The sequence below is a fragment of the Collinsella sp. AM41-2BH genome (genome assembly GCF_003468085.1).
Classification (GTDB): Bacteria; Actinomycetota; Coriobacteriia; order Coriobacteriales; family Coriobacteriaceae; genus Collinsella.
Genome location: NZ_QSGH01000007.1, coordinates 100143 through 124584, shown reverse-complemented (window position 1 = coordinate 124584; position 24442 = coordinate 100143). Strand labels below are relative to the sequence as shown.

General features: G+C 59.5%; 24 protein-coding genes. 22 read left to right on the top strand and 2 right to left on the bottom strand.

All coding sequences use genetic code 11. From position 1 onward, the window contains the following. Positions 1-69: 69 nt before the first annotated feature. The gene (locus DW899_RS05400) at positions 70-1152 is read right to left on the bottom strand and encodes an iron-containing alcohol dehydrogenase family protein (protein WP_117800232.1); all 1083 of its coding nucleotides are present in this window, start codon (positions 1150-1152) and stop codon (positions 70-72) included. A gap of 509 nt (positions 1153-1661) precedes the next feature. Here DW899_RS05400 and ileS point away from each other — a divergent pair. The 11 genes from ileS to DW899_RS05345 all read left to right on the top strand — a co-directional run bounded on the left by ileS (position 1662) and on the right by DW899_RS05345 (position 14110). After that, on the top strand, positions 1662-4439 hold the full coding sequence (gene ileS, locus DW899_RS05395; protein WP_369832241.1) for an isoleucine--tRNA ligase: 2778 nt from the start codon (positions 1662-1664) through the stop codon (positions 4437-4439). A 239-nt stretch (positions 4440-4678) separates the two neighbouring features. Beyond that, the gene (lspA, locus tag DW899_RS05390; RefSeq protein ID WP_117800235.1) at positions 4679-5260 is read left to right on the top strand and encodes a signal peptidase II; all 582 of its coding nucleotides are present in this window, start codon (positions 4679-4681) and stop codon (positions 5258-5260) included. Continuing rightward, positions 5260-6273: an RluA family pseudouridine synthase gene (locus tag DW899_RS05385; RefSeq protein WP_117800230.1), complete on the top strand. Its 1014-nt coding sequence runs from the start codon at positions 5260-5262 to the stop codon at positions 6271-6273. The genes lspA and DW899_RS05385 overlap by 1 nt, the downstream gene beginning before the upstream one ends. Before the next feature lie 82 nt (positions 6274-6355). Further along, on the top strand, positions 6356-7651 hold the full coding sequence (locus tag DW899_RS05380; protein ID WP_022094595.1) for a glycosyltransferase family 2 protein: 1296 nt from the start codon (positions 6356-6358) through the stop codon (positions 7649-7651). 81 nt (positions 7652-7732) lie between these two features. Then, positions 7733-8155: a prepilin peptidase gene (locus tag DW899_RS05375; protein ID WP_158566574.1), complete on the top strand. Its 423-nt coding sequence runs from the start codon at positions 7733-7735 to the stop codon at positions 8153-8155. A 31-nt stretch (positions 8156-8186) separates the two neighbouring features. After that, positions 8187-9434 (top strand): deoxyguanosinetriphosphate triphosphohydrolase family protein, encoded by a 1248-nt coding sequence (locus DW899_RS05370; protein ID WP_117564131.1) that lies wholly within the window; start codon positions 8187-8189, stop codon positions 9432-9434. A gap of 60 nt (positions 9435-9494) precedes the next feature. Beyond that, on the top strand, positions 9495-10844 hold the full coding sequence (locus tag DW899_RS05365; RefSeq protein WP_199570267.1) for a replication-associated recombination protein A: 1350 nt from the start codon (positions 9495-9497) through the stop codon (positions 10842-10844). Between the two features lie 100 nt (positions 10845-10944). Further along, positions 10945-11538: a hypothetical protein gene (locus DW899_RS05360; RefSeq protein WP_117800227.1), complete on the top strand. Its 594-nt coding sequence runs from the start codon at positions 10945-10947 to the stop codon at positions 11536-11538. After that, entirely contained in the window at positions 11531-11908 is a 378-nt protein-coding gene (locus DW899_RS05355) for a hypothetical protein (RefSeq protein WP_055251082.1), read from the top strand. The genes DW899_RS05360 and DW899_RS05355 overlap by 8 nt, the downstream gene beginning before the upstream one ends. Position 11909: 1 nt before the next feature. Next, the gene (locus tag DW899_RS05350; RefSeq protein ID WP_022094589.1) at positions 11910-12701 is read left to right on the top strand and encodes an RNA polymerase sigma factor SigF; all 792 of its coding nucleotides are present in this window, start codon (positions 11910-11912) and stop codon (positions 12699-12701) included. Further along, positions 12698-14110: an AI-2E family transporter gene (locus DW899_RS05345; RefSeq protein WP_117800226.1), complete on the top strand. Its 1413-nt coding sequence runs from the start codon at positions 12698-12700 to the stop codon at positions 14108-14110. Before DW899_RS05350 ends, DW899_RS05345 begins: the two co-directional genes overlap by 4 nt. 6 nt (positions 14111-14116) lie before the next feature. Here the strand turns inward: DW899_RS05345 and DW899_RS05340 are convergent, their stop codons facing one another. Then, positions 14117-14356 (bottom strand): hypothetical protein, encoded by a 240-nt coding sequence (locus DW899_RS05340; RefSeq protein ID WP_117800225.1) that lies wholly within the window; start codon positions 14354-14356, stop codon positions 14117-14119. Between the two features lie 196 nt (positions 14357-14552). Here DW899_RS05340 and alaS point away from each other — a divergent pair, with 196 nt between their 5' ends. The 11 genes from alaS (at position 14553) to DW899_RS05285 (ending at position 24432) form a co-directional block, all read left to right on the top strand. Next, positions 14553-17210: an alanine--tRNA ligase gene (gene alaS, locus DW899_RS05335; protein ID WP_117800224.1), complete on the top strand. Its 2658-nt coding sequence runs from the start codon at positions 14553-14555 to the stop codon at positions 17208-17210. 17 nt (positions 17211-17227) lie between these two features. After that, positions 17228-17656, top strand: coding sequence for a Holliday junction resolvase RuvX (gene ruvX, locus DW899_RS05330; RefSeq protein WP_035138185.1), 429 nt, complete (start codon positions 17228-17230; stop codon positions 17654-17656). Beyond that, positions 17649-19082, top strand: a complete 1434-nt coding sequence (gene mltG / locus DW899_RS05325) for an endolytic transglycosylase MltG (RefSeq protein WP_233539911.1) — start codon at positions 17649-17651, stop codon at positions 19080-19082. The genes ruvX and mltG overlap by 8 nt, the downstream gene beginning before the upstream one ends. 1 nt (position 19083) lies before the next feature. Then, positions 19084-19581, top strand: coding sequence for a YqeG family HAD IIIA-type phosphatase (locus DW899_RS05320; RefSeq protein WP_117800222.1), 498 nt, complete (start codon positions 19084-19086; stop codon positions 19579-19581). 8 nt (positions 19582-19589) lie between these two features. Then, complete coding sequence (locus DW899_RS05315; protein WP_099431675.1) at positions 19590-20123, top strand: shikimate kinase; 534 nt, start codon at positions 19590-19592, stop codon at positions 20121-20123. Next, positions 20120-21229 carry a 3-dehydroquinate synthase gene (locus DW899_RS05310; RefSeq protein WP_117800221.1) on the top strand — a complete coding sequence of 370 codons (1110 nt, stop codon included), beginning with the start codon at positions 20120-20122 and terminating at the stop codon, positions 21227-21229. Before DW899_RS05315 ends, DW899_RS05310 begins: the two co-directional genes overlap by 4 nt. 132 nt (positions 21230-21361) lie before the next feature. Further along, entirely contained in the window at positions 21362-22492 is a 1131-nt protein-coding gene (locus DW899_RS05305; RefSeq protein WP_117800220.1) for a Xaa-Pro peptidase family protein, read from the top strand. Positions 22493-22651: 159 nt separating this feature from the next. Beyond that, entirely contained in the window at positions 22652-23215 is a 564-nt protein-coding gene (efp, locus tag DW899_RS05300) for an elongation factor P (RefSeq protein ID WP_006233983.1), read from the top strand. Positions 23216-23239: 24 nt separating this feature from the next. Continuing rightward, a complete protein-coding gene (locus DW899_RS05295; protein ID WP_117629319.1) occupies positions 23240-23602 on the top strand; it encodes an Asp23/Gls24 family envelope stress response protein in 363 nt (120 codons plus the stop codon). Positions 23603-23605: 3 nt separating this feature from the next. Next, positions 23606-24190 carry a transcription antitermination factor NusB gene (nusB, locus tag DW899_RS05290; protein WP_117800219.1) on the top strand — a complete coding sequence of 195 codons (585 nt, stop codon included), beginning with the start codon at positions 23606-23608 and terminating at the stop codon, positions 24188-24190. Between the two features lie 2 nt (positions 24191-24192). Then, a complete protein-coding gene (locus tag DW899_RS05285) occupies positions 24193-24432 on the top strand; it encodes an exodeoxyribonuclease VII small subunit (protein WP_006233978.1) in 240 nt (79 codons plus the stop codon). Positions 24433-24442 lie beyond the last annotated feature (10 nt).

Genomic DNA, 24442 nt, shown 5'->3' with positions numbered 1-24442 from the left:
TCCCATTTCCCGATGTCCAAGAAATGGGAGGCAGTTCACTGTCCCCTTTGTGGTGGTTTTGGGCCAGTCCTAGAGCGTGTGGCCGTAAGCGTCGGCAGCCTTGATGGCGGCGGCGAACTTTTCGTCGGTGAAGGGCTCGGGGTTTCCCTGCTTCCACTCGTTGGTGGTGTGCGCGTACTCGCACAGGGCGGGGATATCGGACTCGGAAAGCCCGACCTGCTCAAGCGTCACGGGCAGTCCCATCTGCTTGTTAAAGGCTGCGTAGCGCTCAAGGTTCTCGGTATCGCCCGTGTAGGCAAACAGCACCAGCACGCCCAGGCTCACGACCTCGCCATGCAGGTAGGTGCCCTCGCGCGGAATGCTGCAGGTGGCGTTGTAGAACGCATGCGCCACGCTCGAGTTGTAGTAGTAATCGTTTTGGTTGGTCAGGTTGGAGACATAGCCCGTGTTGACCACGATGTCGAGCGCGATCTGCTTGACGGCTTCGGTCGACTGGTCCTGGCGCACGTCCTCAAGACCCTGGACGCCAAAGGTAAACAGCGGCTCGGAGCAGGTGTGGGCGAGTGCTAGGCCAAGGCCTGCCGTGTGCTCCAGGTTGCCGGCGCTCGTGGCGTACTCGACCTCGGGCTGCTTGGACAGGGCATCACCCACGCCGGCCCAGAAGTACTCCGCCGGAGCCTCGGCGATGATCTTGGGGTTGATGAAGATGTGCGCGGGGCGGTTGGGGTACGAATAGCCCTCGAGCGAGCCGTCGTCGTTGTAGACAACGGCAATGGCGGTCGCGGCCGAGCAGTTGGAGCAGATCGTCGGGACGGTGAAGACGATCTTCTTGAGCTCAATGGCAGCGGTCTTCACGGTGTCGAGCGCCTTGCCGCCGCCGCATGCGATGAGCACGTCGGCTTCCTGGCAGGCAGGGGAGTTCACGACCTTGGCGATATTGGCACGCGTACTGTTGGTGCCATAGACGCGCGTCTCCAGAACCTCGACATCGGTACCTTCAAGCGCCGCCGCGATACCCGGCAGCGCCGCAGCCAGGGCTCGCTTGCCGCCAATGATGGCGACCTTGGTCGCTCCGTACTCTGCCAGTGCGGCGGGCAGCTCGATAAAGCAATCCTCGCCAACGGTGTAGTCGCTCATTCCGATCGTGCGCATAGCAACCTTCTTTCGTTCGATAAAGTGCTTACAGGTATTTTGCTCCAGGAGAAAGTCCACGGCCGCAAGAAATTTCGAACGTATAAAACCAGTGTTGAGGGTTTTTCGCCGGTGCGGAACGTGCTAGTATACTCCGCATAAGCGTTGATGGGGACGAGTAGTCGGCCGTCCGCATGCTACAGAGAGCGGGGAGCGCTGAGAACCCGTGCATGCGACCGATGAAAATCACCCCGGAGCTGCGGTCCCAACGGACGTGCCGCGTAGGTTCGTCTTAGTAGACATCGCCGAGATGGTCGTCGATACAGACCAGCCGAGTAACGGATGCGAGCGCGCGAATACGCGGGCGAGGGCATCTAAGCTGGGTGGTTAAGCGAAGAGCTTTTGCGGGCGTGCAGCCCGTTTGTGGCGCTTCGTCCCAGCTTGTAGGGACGGGCGCTTTTTTGGTGCCCAGAGGGCGTGCGCGCCCACGACATGAAAGGGGTACCGTGGCAAACGAGTACAAGCAGACGATGAATCTGCCCAAGACCGGTTTTCCCATGCGTGCCGGTCTTTCCAAGTCCGAGCCCAAGCGACTCAAGGACTGGCAGGACAACAAGGTCTACGAGCAGGTTCTGAAGAAGAACGAGGGTCACAAGAAGTTCGTGCTGCACGACGGCCCTCCGTACGCCAACGGTCCGATCCACATCGGCCACGCCATGAATAAGATCTCCAAGGACATGATCAACCGCTACTGGATGATGCAGGGCTATGAGGTTCCCTACGTCCCCGGTTGGGACTGCCATGGTCAGCCGATCGAGCACAAGGTCGAGGAGAAGCTCGGCACCGAGAAGTTCAACCAGACCTCCACGGCTAAGATCCGCGAGCTCTGCAACAAGTTCGCTGTCGAGAACATCGAGCTGCAGAAGGCCGGCTTCCGTCGCCTGGGCGTGCTCGGCGACTGGGACAACCCCTATCTGACGCTCTATCACCAGCATGATGCCGCCGACATCGAGGTCTTCAAGGCCATGTTCGATAAGGGCATGATCTATCGCGGCCACAAGCCGGTTCACTGGTGCAAGCATTGCCACACCGCACTCGCCGAGGCCGAGATCGAGTATTCCGACGAGACGAGCCCGTCCATTTTCGTGCGCTTTGAGATGACCTCCAAGCCCGCCGGCCTCGAGAACTTCGACGGCCCGGTCGACTTTATCATCTGGACGACCACGCCGTGGACCATCCCCTCCGACCAGGCCGTTTCCCTTAAGCCCGGCGCCGCCTATGTCGCCGTTGAGCACGAGGGCCGTGCCGAGGTCATGCTCGAGGACCTGGCTCCTAAGTGTTGTGAGGAGTTTGGCTGGGAGTACACCCCGGTCATGGTCGATGGCAAGCCCTACGTGGTTTCCGCCGAGACCTTCCACCACATCCACTACAAGCAGCCGATCTTTGGCGGCGTTGAGGGCGTGGCGCTGCTGGCCGATTACGTCGGTGTCGATGACGGTACCGGTATCGTCCACAACTCGCCCGGCCACGGCGTCGACGACTACTTCGCCTGCCTCAAGGAGGGCATCACCGACATCTGCATGCCGGTCGATGACGACGGCAAGTTCTACACCGGCGAGGAGTTTGGCACCGGCGGCCCCTTCAGCGGCATGGATACCGATGAGGCCAACCCGCACATCATCGAGTTCCTGCGCGAGCGCGGCACCCTGGTCCTCGAGAAGAAGATCACGCACAGCTATCCGCACTGCTGGCGCTGCAAGCACCCGGTGCTCTTCCGTGCTACCGACCAGTGGTTTGTCTCGATGGACAAGACCGGTTTGCGCGAGCAGGCCGGCAAGGAGGTCCGTGAGAACGTCAAGTGGTATCCGGCCCACGCGGCCAACCGCATCGGTGCCATGGTCGAGCAGCGTCCCGACTGGTGCATCAGCCGCCAGCGCAACTGGGGCGTGCCTATCCCCAGCTACACCTGCGCCGACTGCGGCGAGAAGGTCATGAACGACGCCACGCTCGACGCCGTCATCAAGCTCTTCCACGAGAAGGGCTCCGACGCCTGGTTCACCGACGCTCCCAAGAGCTATCTTGGCGAGGCCTGCGTCTGCCCCAAGTGCGGTGGCCATCACCTCAAGGCCGATAAGGACATCCTCGACGTGTGGTGGGATTCCGGCGTCTCCTGGAAGGCCGTCTGCGAGTACCGTCCCGAGCTGGAGTATCCGGCGGATGTGTACCTCGAGGGCTCCGACCAGCACCGCGGTTGGTTCCAGAGCTCGCTGCTCACCTCGGTGGGCGCCAACGGCCATGCTCCGTACAAGGCGGTCGTCTCGCAGGGCTTCACGCTCGACGGACAGGGCCGCAAGATGTCCAAGTCGCTCGGCAACGTCATCGACCCCAACAAGGTCTGCGACGAGATGGGCGCCGACATCATCCGCCTGTGGGTTGCATCCGTCGATACCAGCTCCGACGTGTCCATCGACCACGAGATTCTCGCCCGTACGTCCGATGCCTACCGTCGTTTCCGCAACACGCTGCGCTTCCTGCTCTCCGAGCTCGAGGGTCAGTTTGAGCCCGAGACCGACGGCGTCGCCTTTGCCGACCTGCTGCCGCTCGACAAGCTCATGGTTGCCCGCCTGACCCAGGTCCAGGCCGAGGTTGACGACGCCTACGCCAGCTACGAGTTCCCGCGTGCCTACCGTGCACTCTACGACTTCGTGGTGACCGAGCTTTCCAACGTGTACCTCGACGCCCTGAAGGACCGTCTGTACTGCGAGAAGCCCGGCTCGCTCGAGCGTCGCAGCGCCCAAACCGTGCTGGCCGAGCTCTTCTCGATGCTCATGCGCGACCTGCAGCCGATCCTGTCCTACACGGTCGACGAGGCCATGGCCTATGCGCCCGCCGGCTGCGTCGATCATCAGAAGTACGCCGCGCTGCTCGATTGGTACAAGTCGCCCATCACGATCGACGAGGCCAATGAGTTTGAGGGCGTGCTCGAGGCTTCACTCGAGCTCCGTAGCGCCGTGACCAAGGCCCTTGAGGACGCCCGCTCCGCCGGCACCTTCACCAAGAGCCAGCAGGTCCGCGTCAAGGCGGTCGTTCCCGCCGAGATGTACGCGCTGCTGACCGGCGACAAGGCCGTCGACCTGGCCGAGTTCTACATCGTCTCCGCTGTTGAACTGACCCAGGGCGAGGAGCTCTCCGTTGCCATCGAGGCTGCCGAGGGCGAGTGCTGCGACCGTTGCTGGAACTACCGCACCACCGTCGGCGAGTACAACGGCCACGCTCACATCTGCAAGAGGTGCGCGAATGCCCTTTAAGGCACGGTAACTCGGCATTTTAGCTATAGGGAGAATTTGGGCGCCTTCGGCCCATTTGCTCCGCTGAATAAAAGCGGCATTCTGTTTTTCGGAATGCCGCTTTCGTTTTTAGCTGGTTATTTCGCTTGCGTTGGTGGATATGTCGTGCGCTCTGCGTGTGGCAATATAAGATGGTTACTTGCACTAAGCGTAATTTGAGCTTTTGAGGGTAGGGGATTGATTTGGGTCGTGGTGCGGATATGACGCCGCCTTTGCGTTGGCGGTTGGGTGTTGTTGGTGGGGTGGCACTTGTTGTGTTGCTTCTTGACCAGCTGACCAAGCTTGCGGTTCGTGCCGTGGGCGACGCCTTGCATGTGACCGTCATCCCCGGTGTTATCGACTTTATGTTTGTCCGCAATATCGGTGCTGCCTTTAGCATGGGCGAGGGGCATGGTGTCGCGTTTGCCGTGCTGGCGTTGGCGGTCATTATCGCTATTTTTGTGTACCTCGTTCGTGCACCTCAGCTCGCCCATCTTGAGGTTGTGGGCATGGCGATGGTTGCGGGCGGTGCTATCGGTAACGCGATCGATCGTTTGGCCTTTGGCTTCGTGACCGATTTTATTGCTACCACCTTCATCGACTTCCCCGTCTTCAATGTGGCCGATATCGGCATTACCGTGGGCGTCGTGCTCGCCCTCTTTGGCTACATGTTCTTGAGCCCCGCTGCCCGTGAGGTCGATGCGACCGCCGAGCTTAACGCCCGTGATGAGGCCCGCGCCAAGCGCAAAGCCAAGCAGCGTGGGGAGCGTGCCCGCAAGATTCGCGAAAGGACTGAGCGCTAATGGCCGACATCCATATCCTTGTTGCCGACGATGCCGCTGGTCAGCGTCTTGACGCCTATCTGGGCGCCAATGACGGCTGCCCCACGCGCTCTGCCTGCGCGCATCTGATCGAGGGGGGCGCCGTAGTAGTCAATGGCGAGACCTGCCTGTCCAAAAAGTACGCCGTGCGCGCCGGCGATCGCATTTCGGTCGACCTGCCCGAGCCGCACGATCCCACCGATGTGATTCCCGAGGCCATCCCGCTCGATATCCGCTACGAGGACGACTATCTCATCGTGCTCTCCAAGCAGCGCGGCCTGGTGTGCCATCCTGCGCATGGTCATGAGAACGGTACGCTCGCGAATGCCCTGGTCTATCACTGCGGTATCGACCATCTGGGTACCGTGCAGGGCGAGGACCGCCCCGGTATCGTACATCGTTTGGATCGCGATACCTCGGGTCTTATGCTTGCGGCAAAGGACGACGACACCCAGCGCGCGCTCCAAAATCTTATCCGTACGCGCACGCTCGACCGCCGCTATATTACGCTCGTTCACGGACATATCGCTATGGATGAGGGCACCATTAACACCGGCATTGCCCGTTCTACGCGTGACCGTGTCAAGATGGCGGTTTCGGACGATCCTTTCGCGCGTCAGGCCATTACGACCTTTAAGGTCCTCGAGCGCTTCGATTCCACGCGTTTTGACGACGGCTATACGCTCGTCGAGTGCCACCTGTTTACGGGCCGCACGCATCAGATACGCGTGCATATGCGCCATATCAACCACGCCTGCGTGGGCGATCCGCTCTACGGCAAGTGCGATGCACGCGCCGATCAGGGTTTGGCCAGGCAATTCCTTCATTCCTGGCGCGTCGCATTCGACCATCCCGTGACGGGGGAGCGCATTGAGTGCCGCGACGAGCTGCCGTGGGATCTCGCTGCGGTTCTTGACGACCTGGCCCCGCGCTCGCTTGGTCGCACCGCTGCCGGCGACGAGATCGTTCCTCAGCTCGGTCTTCTCGAAGCCTAGTTGGTATTAGGTGGTTTCTTGAACGCCCCTAGCCTGCGGTAAGATATACGGTTGTTTACGTAACGCGTTCCTGGGAGCCTGCATGCTCGCCTTTTTACAAACCAACACACCCATCGTGATCTTCAACCAGATTGTCGTCACGCTGCTCACGGTCTGCTTCTTGTACCAGGTGGTCTTCTTTGTCATTGGAGCTCTCCGCGGCGAGGTCGCGCCTCCCAAGGCCAAAAAACTCCACCGGTATGCCTTCTTTATTGCAGCACACAACGAGGAGGCCGTTATCGCCAACCTCGTTCGCTCCATCAAGGACCAGGATTATCCGTCCGAGCTTATCGAGGTCTTCGTGGTCGCCGATGCCTGCACCGATAATACGGCGCAGCTCGCGCGCGAGGCAGGCGCCATCGTTTATGAGCGCAACGACCTGGCCCGCAAGGGTAAGAGCTGGGTCATGGACTTTGGTTTCGATCGCATTCTCAACGAGTATCCCGACACGTTTGAGGGCTACTTTATCTTCGATGCCGACAACGTTATCTCCCGCGATTACGTCTCCAAGATGAATGATGCCTTTGACCAGGGCTTCCATGTGGTTACGAGCTATCGTAACTCCAAGAACTTCGGCAGCTCGTGGATCTCGGCAGCGAATGCTACCTGGTATCTGCGTGAGGCCCGCTTCCTCAACAACGCGCGCAACATCTGCAAGACGTCTTGTGCCGTCTCTGGTTCGGGCTACCTCATCTCCGCCAGCGTAATTGAGGGCATGCACGGCTGGCAGTTCCATACGCTGACCGAGGACATCCAGTTCACTACGTTCTGTGCCATTCACGGCATTCGCATCGGTTATGCGCCGGCGGAGTTCTTTGACGAACAGCCCGTGACGTTTAAGGCGTCCTGGAAACAGCGCATGCGCTGGACCAAGGGCTTCTACCAGGTGTTCTTTACCTACGGTAAGCACCTGGTCAAATCGACCTTCCGCTATCATCGCTTTGCCGCCTACGACATGTTTATGACCATCGCCCCGGGTATGCTGCTGTCCTTGATCTCGATGCTCGCTAATGCGACGTTCTTGATTGTGGGTGGCCTTTCGCATGGTTTCTTGGCAACCGAAGTCGAGATGCAGGCGTGCGCCGCTTCGCTCATTATGACTTTCGCCATGATGTATCAGACTTTCTTCATCCTGGCGCTGCTCACGACTATCTTTGAGTACAAGCATATTCACTGCGCGCAAAAGTGGCGCCTGGTGACTAACCTGTTTACCTTCCCGATCTTTATGTTCAGCTATATCCCCATCACGGTGGCTGCGCTGTTCCTGAAGGTCGACTGGGTTCCGACGCAGCACGCCGTCAACGTCACCCTTGACGAGGTCATGCAAGGCGCCAAATAATCACCACCAAAACCACCACAAAGGGGACAGGCACCTTTGTGGTGGTTTTTGTTTATGCGATGTAACTCGAGGTGGCGTTCGATGGTCTATATCCCATTTTGGTTGTTTGCTATTGCTGGCGCCGTTATCGATGCTCGTGATCGGCGGTTCCCGAATTCGCTTGCTGGCGCGTGTGCGGTGGCGGCGTTAGCGGGTGTTTGGTTCGATCTCGGTTTGAACACAGCGCTTGACCACGCAGGTCTTGCTGTCATCGTGGATCTTGCTCTCGTGCTGACTGAGTCCCTCTGGCGTCGTCTTCGCCAAACCCCGGGCATCGGCATGGGAGATGCTAAGGCACTTTTCGCGCTTTGCACGCTCGACCCTCTGGGCGGCATCGTGGCATTTGCCGTTGCGCTCCTGGTCCTGGCCCTCTCCTGCCTCTTCACAAAATCGCGCTCCCTGCCATTGCTCCCGTTTTTGGTGCCGATATTTGCCATAATCGAGGTCGTGGGCTGGACATTGTAACCGATTGCGCATCCTTTTTAAGGAGCATGCCATGGCAACTAATCAAGAAACGGCCGTCATTAAGGCGCGCATGGACCGTATTCCCTCGGCGTTGTCGCCCGAACTTTTCGAGCGCATTGCCACCGATCGTGCTTCGGGCTATGTTAACCCGTATCGTTGCAACGACGATCAGGTCATTCGTCGTATTGATCGCGCCGCCGACAAAGGCACGCTTATGCGTCCGGCGTTTATGCGCGATACCGAAAAGATACTTCATCTTCCGGCGTACACCCGTTATGCAGGCAAAACGCAGGTCTTTAGCTTCCGTAGCAATGACGATCTGTCACGCCGCGGTTTGCACGTGCAGCTTGTCTCCCGCATTGCGCGCGATATCGGTCGCGCCCTGGGGCTCAATTGCGATCTGATCGAGGCGATTGGCCTGGGCCACGACTTGGGACACACGCCTTTCGGCCATGCCGGTGAGCGATTCCTCAACGATATTTACCACGAGCGTACGGGGCGTTATTTTTTCCATAACGTGCAGTCGGTCCGCGTGCTCGACGCGCTGTACGGCCGTAACGTGTCACTCCAGACGCTCGACGGCGTGCTATGCCATAACGGCGAGTACGAGCAGCGCGTGTTTGAATTGTCGGATATGGGCTCCTTTGACCAGTTCGATCAGGCGGTCGAGGACTGCATCGCCACGGGCTATGGCGCCATTGGGCACCTGCGTCCCATGACGCTCGAGGGCTGCGTCGTTCGCATCTCGGATATTCTTGCCTACGTCGGTCGTGACCGTCAGGATGCGATCGCGGCGGGTCTGCTTTCGCCCGACGCTTTTGACGATGGTCGGGGCGGCGCCTATAACAGCTGGATCCTCACGCACGCTTCCATCGATATCGTTGAGCATAGCTATGGTAAGCCGCGCATCGAGATGAGCGAGGACCTGTTTGAGGAAATTCGCCGAGCCAAGCGCGAGAACTACGAGAAGATCTATAGCAAGGGCGGTATCGAAGGCGATTCCGAGGAGGAGCTGCGTGAGGCGTTCGAAAAGCTCTACGACCGTTGCCTGCGGGATCTAAACAGTGGCGACGAGTCCTCTTATATCTTTAAGCACCATATTTCGCGCATTGAGCAGCAGCTTTCCTACTACGATCGTACCTATGCCTGGCAGGACGACAAGGATCAAGCCGTGGTGGATTACATCGCGAGCATGACGGACGGTTATTTCTGCGAGCTGACGAGCAAGCTGTTCCCGGGTCTAAAGTTTCCGCATCGTACCTATATTAACGAACGGTAGTTCGTATTTATTCGGTATACTGTTTGTGGAAAACGTTTTTGATTGATGCACGGGATGGCTATGGACGACCTTTTTTCTGCTTCGACGCGCGAGCGTTCCTTTCAGAATGCGCCGCTTGCGGTGCGCATGCGCCCCAATTCGCTCGACGAGTATGTGGGCCAGCAAAAGGCCGTCGGTAAGGGCTCATGGTTGCGTGCCGCGATCGAGCACGACGTGCTTTCGAGCGTGATTCTGTACGGGCCGGCCGGTACGGGTAAGACGACGCTGGCCCACATTATCGCCAACCATACCAAGAGCGAGTTTGTCGAGGTCAGCGCCGTGACGGGCACCGTAAAGGACTTGCGCCGCGTGATTGACGAGGCCAAGACGCGCCTGAATACGTACGACCGCCGCACCATTCTATTCATCGATGAGATCCACCGCTTCTCTAAGTCGCAGCAGGATGCCCTGCTGCATGCAGTTGAGAACCGTACCGTCATTATGATCGGCGCCACGACCGAGAACCCGTACTTCGAGGTCAATTCGGCACTGTTGTCGCGCGGACGCGTGGTGGAGCTTGAACATCTGAAGGATGAGGATATCGCCACGCTTATTGAGCGTGCGCTCGAGGCACCACAGGGCCTGAACGGTAAGTTCTCGGCCGATGAGGATACGGTCAAGACCATTTGTACGCTGGCTGCGGGTGATGCACGCTCGGCCCTGACGACGGTCGAGCTGGCGAGCGAGATTGCCGTCACGCGTCCCGATACCGAAGGGACGCCAGCGCCGGCGGCGGGGGAGCGCTATCCCATCACCGTGGATGACGTAAAGATTGCCAACCCGCGTCGCGGCTTTTCGTACGACAAAAACGGCGACATGCACTACGACATTATCAGTGCGTTTATTAAGTCTATGCGCGGTAGCGACCCCGATGCCACGATCTATTGGCTCGCGCGCATGATTGATGCGGGGGAGGATCCCAAGTTTATCGCTCGCCGTATTATGATTCAGGCTTCTGAGGACGTCGGCAACGCCGATCCGCAGGCGCTTTTGGTGGCGCATGCCGCGTTTAAGTCTGCCGAGGTCATTGGCTATCCCGAGTGCCGTATTAACCTGGCTCAGGCTGCACTCTATGTGTGCTTGGCGCCTAAATCCAACGCGTGTGAGGCTTCGATCGATGCGGCGCTGGCCGATATCCACTCTAGTGGGTTTCGCGAGGTGCCGAGTTATCTGCGCGATCGCCATCGCCCGGGCAGCGATGAATACGGTGTGTATAAGTATCCGCACGATTATCCCGAAGGCTGGGTCGACCAGCGCTATTTGCCCGAAGGCTTAGAACGCGGTGCATTTTGGCAGCCTGCCGGCCGCGGTTGGGAAGAATGGCGCGTAGAGCAAAGCGAACGCGACCGCAGCGGGAATGCACCGAAGTAGCTGCTGATAATTTTGTCCCACGTTGCTGCTCTTGGCATGTTCGGTCCCCTTTGGGGTACCATGGAAAGCGTTTGTATTTCGATTCCTTTGGGAGGCTTGTATGAGTCCCATTCAAATCGCCTTGCTGCTGCTCGCCGTTGCCGGCGTGTGGGCTATCGTTGAGCTTGCGCTCACCCTGCGTAAAACCCGCACCGTTGTCGACTCGCTCGACAAGACGGTAACCGACCTCAATAATACGATTGCCGAGGCGCAGCCCGTGGTGGCAAAGCTTGATGGTGCCGTTGACGAGCTTACGCCGGCACTTGCCCAGATGGAGCCGCTCCTCAAGTCGAGCAAGACTGCCATTGACGCCCTGACGTCCAACCTCGTTGAGGTTGAGGCGGTAGTTCGCGACATCTCCGAGGTCACGGGCAGTATGGCCGAGGCCAGCAATGCTGTATCGAGCGTGACAGATTCTGCGGCCGGCGCCGTGCAGAAGCTCTTCAATAAGGTGAAGGCTCCTGCAGCCGACGCCGATCGTAAGCTAGCCGCTGCCGCCGCCGAGGCCGAGCAGCCTACCGAGCGCGTTCTGATCGGTGAGGCTGAGGACGAGGCCGCCGATGGTGCGGATGCGGCTCAGAAGCCCGCAGCCAAGCCGGCTCAGTATTACACCTATACGCCCGCCGAGTCCTCTGAGGAGCCCTGCGATGAGTAGCGAAGCAACCTGCCCCATCACGCTGACCGTTGCCGGCGACCCGCGTCTCGCTCGCCTTGTGCGCATGACGGCAGCCAACGTTGGTGCCCTGTGCTCCATGTCTGTCGATCGCATCGAGGACATCCGCATGGCTGCCGAGGAGGCTTTCATCTTTGGGTGCACCGCGGTCGACTGCGACGACATCACCATCAAATTCGATGTCGATGAGACTCACGTTGGCATGACTATTACCTTTGGAGACCAGGCTACGGTTGATGAAAACGACCAGGCTGCGGTGTATGCCGAGCTCATCCTCGCGAGCGTGTGCGATTCCTACGAAAAGACTGCGGCGCCCCTGACGCTTTCCCTCGATCTCAAGGCGGATATCTAATATGACCGAACGTTCCCGGAGCGGCAAGACTGCTTGGGACAAGGAGAAAACCCGCGAGCTGTTTCGTCGCTACAAGGAGACCGGTGATCCGGACGCCCGCGAGCAGCTCGTCATGTCCCATATGAACCTGGTAAGGTTCCTTGCCAACAAATTTAAGAATCGCGGCGAGCCGCTCGACGACCTGATGCAGGTTGGCTATTTGGGCCTGCTCAAGGCAATCGACCGCTTTGACCCTGAGCGCGGACTCGAGTTCACCACGTTTGCCACGCCCACCATCTTGGGCGAGATCAAGCGTCACTTCCGTGACAAGGGCTGGAGCGTGCGCGTGCCTCGTCGCCTGCAGGAGCTTTCTGCCAAGGTTAACCAGGCTACCGACAAGCTTACCAACGAGTTGCAGCGCTCGCCCAAGGTCGAAGAAATCGCTGAGTACCTGGACGTGACCGTCGACGAGGTCCTGGAGGCCATGGAATCGTCGTCGGCCTATACGTCGGTGCCCATCGAGGCTCCCGGAGCGTCCGATTCCGACGATGCGCCCTCGATTCTTGACCGTTACGCCGACGACGACAACGAGCTCGACTTTACCGATGACCGCCTGGTGATCGAGGAAGCCATCCGCGATTTCTCGCCGCGCGAGCGTGAGGTCATCGAGCTGCGCTTTGTAAAGGGCATGACCCAGATCGAGATCGCCAAGAAGCTGGGCATCTCGCAGGTGCAGGTCTCGCGCTTGTTGCGCCGCACCCTCAAGAAGATTCAGGATAAGATTGACCCCGACGGAGTGATGATTCGTTCATGAGTGAGCACCCCCAACAAACAGACCGCACGCTGCGCGATACCCGCATTCTGACGCTTCGCATTTGGGCTGTTGTCGGCTGCATTGTCATCGCTGCCGTCATCTTTAACCTTATGGGCATCCTGGCACCGGTTATTGAGTTTCTTGCCGTCGGCTCCATCATTGCTTTTGTGATGTCCCCGATCACCAACTGGCTCGAGCACCATGGCGTGAATCGCGGCATCGGTTCGCTTATCGCGCTTATTGTTGTTGTTGCCGTGCTCGTCGGTGTCGTTTGCATCTTGTCGCCGATTCTCTTTGGTCAGATCATGGAAGTCCTGAGCCGTCTGCCTGAGCAGCTTCGTGTTGCGGGTGGCGACCTCAACGAGATGATCTCGCATGCCAAGACGCTCAACAACACGCCGCTCAAGGAGTATCTGGACGATAATCTTTCGTCGCTGGTTGCCGTGGCATCGAAGTATGTGTCTCAGATCGCTGCCGAGCTTGGCCGCGGTGTGTTCCCGCTCATCACCAATACAGCCTCGCAGTTGTTCGTGATCTTCCTTGGTCTGGTGCTTGCGTACTGGATGGCCTGCGACTACCCTCGCATGCACCACGAGATTTGCACCATCATCGGTCAGGAGAAGGAGACCTCGTACCGCTTTATGGTCGCCATCCTTTCTCGCTCTGTCGGCGGCTACATGCGCGGTATGGTCGTGACGTCCATCTGCGGTGGTTTCCTCGCCTTTATCGGTTTTATGATCATCGGCCATCCGTATGCGGCGCTCATGGCCATCTTTACCGGCATCATGCATTTGGTTCCGGTCGTCGGTCCCTGGGTGAGCGCAGCAATCGCCACAGTGCTCGGTTTCATGTTCAGCCCCATGTTGGCGTTATGGACGCTCATCGTGACGATGGTCGCTCAAAACGTCACCGATAACGTAATTTCGCCTAAGGTCATGCAGAGCTCGGTGCAGGTGCATCCCATCATGAGCCTCACGGCGCTCGTTATTGGCTCGGCACTCATGGGTCCTATTGGCATGATCATTGCCATTCCGCTGTGCGCAGCCCTCAAGGGCATTTTCGTCTACTACTTTGAGAACGAGACCGGCCGTCAGCTCGTGGCATACGATGGCGCCGTGTTTAAGGGCACGCCGTATCGCGATACCGAGGGCAACCCGGTCGCCGCCTACGACGCGCTTGGCGACGATACGTTCATCTACGAGTCCGAACTCATCGGCAACGAGACCGCTCCCGAGGCCCAGGCAATGCCCAAGCCCGAGCTCGATAATCCCTGGATTAAGCTCTCAGGCCTGCAGCCCGACGCGACGGGTTTCTTTAAGAACCCCTTTGCCAAGGACGACGACACAAGCTCTGACGACGACACCAAAACCGGCATCGACGGCTCCATGGACGATTCGGATTCCAAATAGGCTCTGTTAGCGTTTCTTGATGTTGTAAATAACAATAAACGCGATCAAAGCGATTGATAAGGGGCCAGCCACATAGAAAAAGATGGCGTCAATTGCGCTTAGGGTGTAATACGCTTTATCGCCAGATGTTACTGCGTACAATGCGTAGCCAAATCTCGGCTGGTTCACATACCAGCTCGAGTAAGCGAAGATTGCTAAAAGGGCTACTGAGGTTAGTGCATTCACGGCAAACCGTTTGCTATTCATCGATCGCTCCTTCCGGACGATTCTTATATGCAATTATACCGAAATCATTTTTTTCAAAGTATTTGACAGACCTAAATAACGTGCACTTTCGCTGGAGGGTCGCTGTTTGGCGGCCCTCTTTTTTGCACAGGCGCGGTGGGATGGTAATATCGTTACGTTTGAACTGTTTCGATGTGAAACCGAGGAGATTCCCTCTATGAGTGCTGACTACCCGTCAATGACTACGGCCGAGATTCGCTCTAAGTTCCTCAACTTCTTTGAGGAGCGCGGTCTTAAGCTCTATCCTTCTTCGTCCCTCGTCCCCGACGATCCTTCGCTGTTGCTTGCCAACGCCGGCATGAATCAGTTTAAGGAGTACTACCAGGGCAAGAAGACCATGAAGGAGATCGGCGCGATCTCCTGCCAGAAGTGCGTCCGCACCAACGACATCGATTGCATCGGCGAGGACGGCCGTCACCTGTCCTTCTTTGAGATGCTCGGCGACTTCTCCTTTGGCGGCGTCTCCAAGCAGCAGGCCTGCGCTTGGGCCTTTGAGCTCATCACCAAGGAGTTCAAGCTGCCGCTCGATCGCCTGTACTTCACCGTCTTTACCGAGGACGACGAGACCCATGACGTATGGCGCTCCCTGGGCGTTGCCGAGGACCACATCTCCCGCTTGGGCGAGGACGACAACTTCTGGGCCGCTGGCCCCACCGGTCCCTGCGGTCCGTGCTCTGAGATCTACTTTGACATGGGCGAGGAGGTCGGTTGCGGCAGCCCCGACTGCAAGCCTGGCTGCGACTGCGATCGCTTCCTTGAGTTCTGGAACCTCGTGTTTACCCAGTACGACCGCCAGGAGGATGGCTCCATGCCGGAGCTGCCGCACCGCAACCTCGATACGGGCATGGGTCTGGAGCGCATGGCCGCCATCATGCAGCACAAGACCGCTAATTACGACGGCGATCTGATGCAGCACCTCATCAAGCTGGGCGAGAAGATCAGCGGCAAGACCTATGACGCCGACGATTACTCCGGTGCCAGCCGCTCCCTGCGCATCATCGCGGATCACTCTCGTGCCGTCGACTTTATGATCTCGGACGGCATTCTCCCCGGTAACGAGGGTCGCGAGTACGTCCTTCGCCGCCTGCTCCGCCGTGCCGTGTTCCACGGTCGCCTGCTGGGCATCGAGGGCGCCTTCCTGACCAAGTTCATTGATGAGGTCAACGCCCAGATGGGCGAGGCCTATCCCGAGCTGCTCAAGAACGTCGCGCTCGTCAAGGGTATCGTCGCTTCCGAGGAGGAGCGTTTCTCCACGACGCTCGACAACGGTCGCGTCTACCTGGACGAGGCCCTGGCCGCGCTTGCCGAGGGTGCTGTCCTTCCGGGCGACGTTGCCTTTAAGCTGCACGACACCTTTGGTTTCCCCATCGACCTGACCGTCGAGATCGCCGGCACCGCTGGCCACGACGTCGACATGGACGGCTTCACCGCCTGCATGGAGGACCAGAAGGCCCGCGCCCGCGCCAATGCCAAGGGCGACGCCTGGGGCAGCTTCAACGACGTGTGGGTCGAACTTTCCGACAAGGTCGCCGCGACTGAGTTCGACGGCTATGACAACGATGCGATCGTAGGCGCCAAGGTTGTTGCCATCGTGCGCAACGGCGAGTCCGTCGAGTCCGCCGCTGCGGGCGAGGATGTCGAGGTTGTTCTCGACCGCACCCCGTTCTACGCCGAGATGGGCGGCCAGCAGGGTGACGCCGGTGAGCTTTCCGCCGAGGGCGTTGCGCTGACCGTTTCCGATACCAAGAACCACAACGGCCTGTATGCTCACGTCGCCCACGTTGCCGAGGGCACATTGACCGTCGGTGCTACCGTGACCGCCGCGCTCGACGCCGAGCGCCGTGGTTTCCTGCGCCGCAACCACACCGCCACCCACCTGCTCGACGCTGCGCTTAAGCAGGTCCTGGGCGAGCATGTCTCCCAGGCTGGCTCGCTGGTGACGCCCGAGCACCTTCGCTTTGACTTCACGCACTTCGAGGCCCTGTCCTCCGAGCAGCTCAAGGCTGTCGAGGACCTGGTTAACCAGCAGATCTTCGCCTCCAAGCCGGTCGTGACCCGCGTCATGGGCATCGACGAGGCCAAGGCCGCCGGTGCTGTCGCCCTGTTTGGCGAGAAGTATGGCGACGTCGTCCGCGTTGTCTCCGTGGGCGCCGAGGACCAGCCGTTCTCCCGTGAGCTCTGCGGTGGCACCCATGCCGCCAACACCGCCGAGATCGGCCTGTTCAAGATCATTTCCGAGTCCTCTACGGGCTCCAACGTCCGCCGTATTGAGGCCGTGACCTCTAAGGGTGCTCTCGACTACATGGCCGACCGTCTGGCGCTCGTCGACGCCGCTGCTGCTGCGCTCAAGTGCCGCGTGGATGAGGTTCCCGCCCGCGTGGAGAACCTGCAGGCCGAGCTGCGCGAGACTTCCAACAAGCTCAAGAAGGCACTGACCGGTGGCTCCTCCGACGCTATCTCCAGCGCCATCGAGGGCGCCGTCGAGCTCGACGGCTACAAGCTCGTCGTCGCTGAGCTCCAGGGCCTTGAGGCTGCCGACCTGCGCAACGTCTGGGATACCGTGCACCAGAAGGTCGCCGGTCCTGTCGCCTGCGTCGTCGCCAGCGTGACCGAGAAGGGCACCCCGGCCCTGCTCGCCGCCGGCTCCGATGACGCCGTCAAGGCCGGTTTCCACGCCGGTAACGTGATCAAGCAGATCGCGGGCCTGGTCGACGGTCGCGGTGGCGGCCGTCCCAACATGGCCCAGGCCGGTGGCAAGAACGCCGCCGGCATCGCCGATGCCCTCGCGGCCGCTAAGACCGCGCTCGGCGCCTAAGAATCTAGGTAGTCGCTGTGGTCGCGCTTGCGCTGGACATAGGGGAGACCAGGATCGGCATCGCCGTCTCGAGCCGTGATGGCAAGATGGCGATGCCTGTCAAGGTGCTCCCGGCTGCAGAGGTCACCGGTATGGCCAAGACGTTCCGCTACCTGGTTGAGGACTATGAGCCCGATATCCTGGTAAGTGGGCGTCCCCTGACCATGGCCGGTGAGCCCGGTCCCCAGGCCGAGCGCGTTGCCGCTGTTGCGCAAAAGATTGCCGACGAGCTCGATCTTCCGTTGGAGTTTGAGGACGAGCGCCTGTCCTCGCAAGAGGCAAAGCGTATCCTGCGCGAGCAGGGCCTCAACGAAAAGCAGATGAGGGGCAAGATTGACATGATTGCCGCCAGCCTGTTTTTGCAGACGTGGCTTGATCGTAAAAACGAGGAGGTTTCGCATGCCTAGCGCTTCCGATCCGCGCCAGCCGAATTGTACACGTCAGTCGGCGTCGCGCCCTGCCCAGCCTGGCCAGCGTCCGGCACAGCCGACCCAGCGCGCAGCTCAGTCTGCCGCGCGCCCGGTGCAGTCCTCCTCTCGTTCGGCCCAACCTGTTCAACGGACGGGTCAGCAGCCTTCTGCTCGTTCGGTTCAGTATCCGGCTTCTCACGCGGCTCAGCAGCCCACTGCTCGTTCGGCTCAGCCTGCAGGCGGTGCTCGCTTTAAGCAACAGGCACCTACCCAGCGAACGCAGGCCCCCCAATCGCATTCGCATCACGCTCGCGGGTCGCATGGCGTTGCTCCGGCGACTCGCTCGAGCTACAACACGCATGCTCGTCGCGGTGCTCAAAAGAAGAGTTCTCCGGTTCCTATGATCATCGGCGTTGTGGTGGCCGTAATCGCGCTTGCTACTATCACTTTCTTTGTCGTACCTGCCGTTAAGGGCTTCTTTGCCGGTGAGGATGCGAAAGTCGCTGCTGGCCAGCAAGTTACTGTGACCATTCCCGACGGTGCTTCGGGCGATACGATCGCCTCGATTCTCTCCGAGAACCATATCGTCGAAAATCCCAAGGATTACTACGCGGCGGTGAAAAAGCTTAACGCCGATATGTCGCTTAAGCCTGGCACCTACTCGTTCACCACACTCATGGATGCGACCAAGGTTGTTCAGCAGCTCATGGAAGGCCCCAACGCGGGCTCCAATGCGCTGACTATCCCTGAGGGTCTGACAGTCGATCAAGTCGCCGACCGCGTGGCCCAGGCCTACGACAGCATCTCTAAGGAAGACTTCCTCAACCAGGCCAAGGCCTCCAACTACGTGGACGACTATAGCTTCCTTAAGGGAGCCGCCAACGACTCGCTCGAGGGTTTCTTGTTCCCCAAGACCTATTCGTTGGGTGATTCGCCGACGGCCGATGACGTGATTCGCGCCATGCTCGATCAGTTTAAGACCGAGTACAAGTCGCTTGACTTTGCGAGCTGCGAAGCCAAGATCAAGGAGCGCTACGGTGTGGAGATGTCCGACTACGACATCGTCAACTTGGCCTCTATCGTTGAGCGCGAGGGCCTCAACGCCGATCAACGTGCACACGTGGCCTCGGTCTTCTACAACCGCCTTGCCGGCAAGCTCGACGGTCTGCGCTATCTCAACAGCGATGCGACCATGATGTATGTCACCGGTGGCGAGGTTACCGCCGACGACCTGCAGAGCGATAGCCCGTATAACACCTATAAGCACGAGGGCCTGCCACCCACGCCCATCTGCTCTCCGTCGCTCGAGGCACTCAAGGCCACGCTTGAGCCAACCGACTCCGATGACCTGTATTTCTACATTACGCAGGACGAGGAGTACTTCTCGCAAACCTACGAAGAGCATCAACTGTCTTGGAATTAGCATGAGGATTTTTAGCCCCAAACGATACGTTGCCTCGGTCGATTGCATCGACCTTGATACCCTGTGGGCCGACGGCAAACGCGCCATTCTGCTCGATCGCGATAACACTCTGGTTCCGCGCGACACCGAGCAGGTTCCCGCCGCGGTTTCCGCTTGGCTCGATACCGCCCGCGCCAAAGGCTTTAAGCTGTGCATGGTGTCCAACAACTGGCATCGCGATCAGGTCATGAGCTCTGCACGCGAGCTGGGACTCGAGGCCATCAGCCACGCCATGAAGCCCGCCCCGTTTGCCTTGAAGGCGGGTCTTAAGCGCCTTGGCGCCACGGCAGACGAGGCGGTGCTGATCGGCGATCAGCTGTACACGGACGTGTGGAGCGGTAACTTTGCCGGCGTTGACACTATTCTGGTCAAGCCGCAGGCAACCCAGGACCTGTGGTACACGCAGATCTTCCGTATCTTTGAGCGCCGGGCCCTGCGCGACCTTCCCTGCGAGGAATAGGTTTCGCCATGTCTCAGCACATCAAACACGGCTGCGACCATATCTTCTTTATCGGCTTTTTGGGCGCGGGCAAATCGACGCTCGCGCGCAACGTCGGCACTATGTTCAAGCGGCGTTTTATCGATACCGATCGTTTGGTTGTGCGTCGATGTGGCAAGTCGGTGACCGAGATATTTGAGACCGAGGGCGAGGATCGTTTTCGCGAGCTTGAGACCTCGGCACTCCGTTCGCTTCAAAGCGAGCGCAGCCTGCTGGTGTCGTGCGGGGGTGGCATCGTCGAGACGCCGGTGAACATTGAACTGATGCACGAGATGGGTACATGCGTGTACCTCGAAGGCGACTTTGAGGACTCGTTGCGCCAGATTCGCCGTTCTGATACCCGGCCCGATTTCCGCTCGCCCGAGCATGCTGCGCGCCTGTTTGAGCATCGCCGTCCGCTGTATCGCCAAGCCGCCGATATTACCCTTGATATTCGCAACAAGTCCTTCGAGGACGTTTCCTACCTTTGTGCCGAGATGCTTTTGGAGCGTGGACTGCTATGATTCGCCGCCAACTTATCAATTTCCAAAACCGCAGTGTCGATGTCCGCGTCGGATTGGGCGCGTTCGAGGAACTGTCGCGCATGTTTGCCTCGGCTGTGGGCAAGCCTAAGCGCGCGATGGTGGTTTGGAACGACGCCACATCCGAGCGTTTTGGCGAGGCTGTCGAGCATGCGCTGGTTGACGCCGGTTTTGCCGTGTCGCTGCTCGTCCTCGAGGTTTCACCTGCTGGTGCTACGCTTGCCGATGCCGATACCGTCTTTGGCGCCCTGTCGGCTAACGGCATTACCTGCGACGATCTCGTTGTCGCTGTCGGCGACACGGCGACCTGCTCGGTCGTTTGCTGGTGTGCCAATCAGTGGTGCGGTCGCACCGAGTGCGCCTTGCTGCCGACGACGTTCGACGCCATGCTCACGGTCGCGACGACCATGAAGCCCCTCGTCGCCTCGTCCGCGCATGCGCTTCCCGCTATCGCGTTCCGTCCCGAGCCGGGCTTGGTCGTGTGTGACCTCGACCTTGTTCGCGAGGCGGACCCCGAGGACCTCAAGCTCGGCTATGCGGTACTTGTTGGCACCATGCTTTCGAGCAGCAAGTCCCGCTGGAATCAGTTTACCGAGACCGTTCCCGAGATTCTCGCGGGCGAGGAGGTCGCGCTCGTCAATGCCGTTCAGTGGTCTCAGACTGCCCGCAAGGACGTACTGATGGCTACGAATCCCAGCGCCCGCCATGCGCTCGATTTTGGCAAGACGGGGGAGCGTACCCTGCGCGCCTGCTTGGGCGATGCCGCTTCGCAGGTGCCTGCCTACCAGCTGTTGTCCGAGGGCATGCGCTTTGAGGCGCGCCTAGCACACGATGCCTGCGACTTCGATATCGATTACGTCTTCGAGGTCGATGACTGCCTGGAGGACTTTGGTATCGAGGAGCTTGCCTTCGATCTGGAGCCTGCCGCATATATCGAGGAGTTCCGCAGGCAGCAGTTTGTCCGCTCGAACCGCAGCATGTTGCCGCTGCCCGCGGCACTCGGCGCCATTCGTCTAACGAGCGTTGAGGACGAGGTTCTCGACCGCCATGCTCACGCCTACTTGGCTTCTCGCAAAGAACTTCTCTAAGATTTATTGACATCCATCGTCTTTCGTATCATGTTGAGGGGCGGGTTTTCAATCGGTTGCGGATTGCATGCGATTCCATCGTTCGGTTGAGACCCGTCCCGTCTTTATGAAGACAACAAGAAAGGAATCTGCATGTCTGAGTTTGCTGCCGGTCCTGCCGGTCGTATCGAGCGTGTCCGTGCCCTGATGGTTGAGCGCGGCTACGACGCTATCGTGGTGCGCGACGAGGCCAACCTTCGTTGGCTTACGGGCGTCAAGGGCGTCTTCGATTACACCTTCGAGTTCCCGCACGCTGCGTTTATTACGGCTGACCAGTGCCTGTTCCATACCGACTCGCGCTATCTCAACAGCTTTGAGGAGAACACGCCCGCCGGCAGCCCCTGGGTCTACGACATGGACGAGGGCACCATCCCCGGCTGGGTCGCCGGCAAGATCGCGGCCAACAAGTGCCGCGTCTGCGCTGTCGAGGACGACATGCAGATCAATTTCTACCAGGGTATTCAGCGTGACCTGGAGGACCGCTCCGTTGCCTGCATGCTGCCGCTGATGCATGACGACATCCGTAAGATGCGCGCCATCAAGGACGCCGAGGAGATCGAGCTCATGCGCCACGCGCAGTCGATCACCGACGCCGCCTTCCAGCACATGCTCGGCTATATTAAGCCCGGTATGACTGAGAAACAGGTCCGCAACGAGCTCGAGAACTTTATGTTCGCTAACGGTGCCGATAGCCTGGCCTTTGGCTCCATCGTCGCGAGCGGTCCCAACACCGCCAACCCGCATGCCGTCCCGAGCGACCGCGTGATCGAGAAGGGCGACTTCGTTCTCATGGATTATGGCGCGGGTTACTGCGACTATCGCTCCGACATGACTCGTACCGTCGTGATGGGCGAGCCCACGTCCGAACAGCTCGACCTGTACGCGCTCGTGCGCCGTACGCACGAGGAATGCGTCGCCGCAATCCATCCGGGCGTCGAGGGCAACGACATTTTCAAGCTTTCCAAGAAGATCATCGGCGATGCCGGCTATGGTGATTACTACAACCATGGTCTGGGCCACGGCGTGGGCATTGACATCCACGAGCTGCCCAACTTCAACCGCAGCAAGAATATCATTGAGGTCGGCTCGGTTATCACCATGGAGCCCGGCGTCTACCTGCCCGGCGTGGGCGGCGTGCGTCTGGAGGACTACGGCGTGGTCACCGAGAACGGCTACGAGCCCTTCACCAAGACGCCGCATGACCTTCACGTCATCGATTGCTAGCTCATTTCGATAGATTTTTGGGGCGGGACGTCCGGATCGATTCGGACGCCCCGCGTTCTCTTTTTATGCGCTCGCTGCAGGCGCCGTCTGCAAGTGTATAATTTCGGTCGTATGTAATTTGGACGCCTGTGCGTTCTGCCCATAAGAAGAAAGGTCGCTATGCCTACCATTTCTACCGCCGACTTCAAGAACGGCCTCGGTCTCCGTATTAAGGACAAGGTTTATACCATCGTCGAGTTCCAGCACGTCAAGCCGGGCAAGGGTGGTGCTTTTGTGCGCTACAAGACTCGCGATATCAAGAGCGGTCGTGTCGTTGAGAACACCTGCAACGCCGGCACCAAGTTCGAGAGCGTCATGCTCACCACCCGTGAGTTCCAGTACCTCTACAACGACGGCACCGACTACATCTTCATGGACAACGAATCCTATGAGCAGGTTCCCGTTCCCGAGGACATGGTGGGCGAGAACTCCAAGTGGCTGCGCGAGAACGACATTTGCCAGCTGCTCTTCGCCGACGATGAGCTCATGGGCGTGACTCCGCCGATGTTCATCGAGACCACCATCGTCCAGACCGACCCGGGCTTTAAGGGCGACACCGTCCAGGGTTCCACCAAGCCGGCCACGATCGACACCGGCGCTGTCATCCAGGTCCCCATGTACCTCAACGAGGGCGAGGTCATCAAGGTTGACACCCGCGACGGCAAGTTCGTCTCCCGCGTCTAGCAACCAACTCTTCTAGGAGGACTCATGCCCCAGGAAATCAAGATTGACGGCATCGGCATTTCGCCCGATGTTCTGACCGCCATTGTCTCGCGCGCCGTGTCCGATGTCGAGGGCATCGCCTCCGTTGGCGTCAAGGACCTTGCCACCAACCTTGTCTCCATGATGCTCTCGTCCAAGGCCCCGGCTTCCGAGCCGGCGGTCGAGACCGAGGTCGTCGGCGACAAGCTCGCACTCACCGTGCGCGTTGTGGTGTTCTTTGGCTATCCGTTCAAGAAACTCGCCGAGGCCGTTCGCGCTGCCGTGGTCGCTGCCATCGATGCCCAGGTGGGCGTTGAGGTCGAGCGCGTTGACGTTTGCATCGACGGCCTCGTTTTCCCCAAGGAGTAACCTTTGAGCCTTAAGGTTTATCGCGGGCGTACGCTTGCCCGCAGTCAGGCGCTGCAGCTGCTGTTCCAGGCCGAGGCCACGGACAGCCCGCTCGAGCGCGTCCTCGAGGGCGATTTCCTGATCTCGAAGGGCCCCCTCGACCCCTATGCGCTGGAGCTGTGCCGCGGTGCCTACGAGCATATCGATCGCATCGACTGTGCCCTGCGCGCCGTCGCCAAGAACTGGGATCTTATGCGCATGCCCGGCGCCGACCGCAATCTGCTGCGTATCGCCGTCTACGAGATGCGCTTCCTCACCGACGAAGAGGTCTCGGACGCTATCGTGATCAACGAGGCCGTCGAACTTGCCAAGGCCTATGGCACCGACCAGTCCGCGTCGTTTGTCAACGGCGTGCTGGGCAAGATCGCTCGTAGCGAAGAGCTACCGGGCGAGGACCTGTATCAGGAACTGCTGGCCGAGGACCGTGCCCGCGAGGAGGCCCAGGCCGCCGAGGCTGCCGCCAAGGTTGCCGCCGCTCAGGCTGCGGCCGGCGTTTTCGACGAGGATGCCGAGGTCGCCGAGGCCGAGACCGGTACCGTCGAGGAGTAGCCATGCCAGAGGGTTCCGTCCGCAACTTCGACGAGATCTCGGACCGCTTGGACCAGATTATCGCGACCGTTCGCTCCAAGGATACGTCCCTGGAGCGTTCGCTCGATCTGTTTGACGAGGCGATCGAGCTGGGCTCCCGTGCGGTCGATATGGTCGACAAGTTTGAGCTGACGCCTCGTGAGGCCGATAAGCTTGAGCAGGAATACGATGAGGATGCGGCAAACGAATCCCAGGATAGCTAGGCCGCATCTC

Excerpts from the sequence above, each read along its gene's own strand:
- DW899_RS05340 (WP_117800225.1), bottom strand. The coding sequence starts at position 14,356 with ATGAATAGCAAACGGTTTGCCGTGAATGCACTAACCTCAGTAGCCCTT.
- DW899_RS05400 (WP_117800232.1), bottom strand. The coding sequence starts at position 1,152 with ATGCGCACGATCGGAATGAGCGACTACACCGTTGGCGAGGATTGCTTT.
- DW899_RS05385 (WP_117800230.1), top strand. The coding sequence starts at position 5,260 with ATGGCCGACATCCATATCCTTGTTGCCGACGATGCCGCTGGTCAGCGT.
- efp (WP_006233983.1), top strand. The coding sequence starts at position 22,652 with ATGCCTACCATTTCTACCGCCGACTTCAAGAACGGCCTCGGTCTCCGT.
- DW899_RS05345 (WP_117800226.1), top strand. The coding sequence starts at position 12,698 with ATGAGTGAGCACCCCCAACAAACAGACCGCACGCTGCGCGATACCCGC.
- DW899_RS05305 (WP_117800220.1), top strand. The coding sequence starts at position 21,362 with ATGTCTGAGTTTGCTGCCGGTCCTGCCGGTCGTATCGAGCGTGTCCGT.
- DW899_RS05310 (WP_117800221.1), top strand. The coding sequence starts at position 20,120 with ATGATTCGCCGCCAACTTATCAATTTCCAAAACCGCAGTGTCGATGTC.
- ileS (WP_369832241.1), top strand. The coding sequence starts at position 1,662 with ATGAATCTGCCCAAGACCGGTTTTCCCATGCGTGCCGGTCTTTCCAAG.
- mltG (WP_233539911.1), top strand. The coding sequence starts at position 17,649 with ATGCCTAGCGCTTCCGATCCGCGCCAGCCGAATTGTACACGTCAGTCG.
- DW899_RS05355 (WP_055251082.1), top strand. The coding sequence starts at position 11,531 with ATGAGTAGCGAAGCAACCTGCCCCATCACGCTGACCGTTGCCGGCGAC.
- alaS (WP_117800224.1), top strand. The coding sequence starts at position 14,553 with ATGAGTGCTGACTACCCGTCAATGACTACGGCCGAGATTCGCTCTAAG.
- DW899_RS05380 (WP_022094595.1), top strand. The coding sequence starts at position 6,356 with ATGCTCGCCTTTTTACAAACCAACACACCCATCGTGATCTTCAACCAG.
- lspA (WP_117800235.1), top strand. The coding sequence starts at position 4,679 with ATGACGCCGCCTTTGCGTTGGCGGTTGGGTGTTGTTGGTGGGGTGGCA.
- DW899_RS05285 (WP_006233978.1), top strand. The coding sequence starts at position 24,193 with ATGCCAGAGGGTTCCGTCCGCAACTTCGACGAGATCTCGGACCGCTTG.
- DW899_RS05360 (WP_117800227.1), top strand. The coding sequence starts at position 10,945 with ATGAGTCCCATTCAAATCGCCTTGCTGCTGCTCGCCGTTGCCGGCGTG.
- DW899_RS05365 (WP_199570267.1), top strand. The coding sequence starts at position 9,495 with ATGGACGACCTTTTTTCTGCTTCGACGCGCGAGCGTTCCTTTCAGAAT.
- DW899_RS05370 (WP_117564131.1), top strand. The coding sequence starts at position 8,187 with ATGGCAACTAATCAAGAAACGGCCGTCATTAAGGCGCGCATGGACCGT.
- DW899_RS05295 (WP_117629319.1), top strand. The coding sequence starts at position 23,240 with ATGCCCCAGGAAATCAAGATTGACGGCATCGGCATTTCGCCCGATGTT.
- DW899_RS05320 (WP_117800222.1), top strand. The coding sequence starts at position 19,084 with ATGAGGATTTTTAGCCCCAAACGATACGTTGCCTCGGTCGATTGCATC.
- DW899_RS05350 (WP_022094589.1), top strand. The coding sequence starts at position 11,910 with ATGACCGAACGTTCCCGGAGCGGCAAGACTGCTTGGGACAAGGAGAAA.
- DW899_RS05315 (WP_099431675.1), top strand. The coding sequence starts at position 19,590 with ATGTCTCAGCACATCAAACACGGCTGCGACCATATCTTCTTTATCGGC.
- DW899_RS05375 (WP_158566574.1), top strand. The coding sequence starts at position 7,733 with ATGGTCTATATCCCATTTTGGTTGTTTGCTATTGCTGGCGCCGTTATC.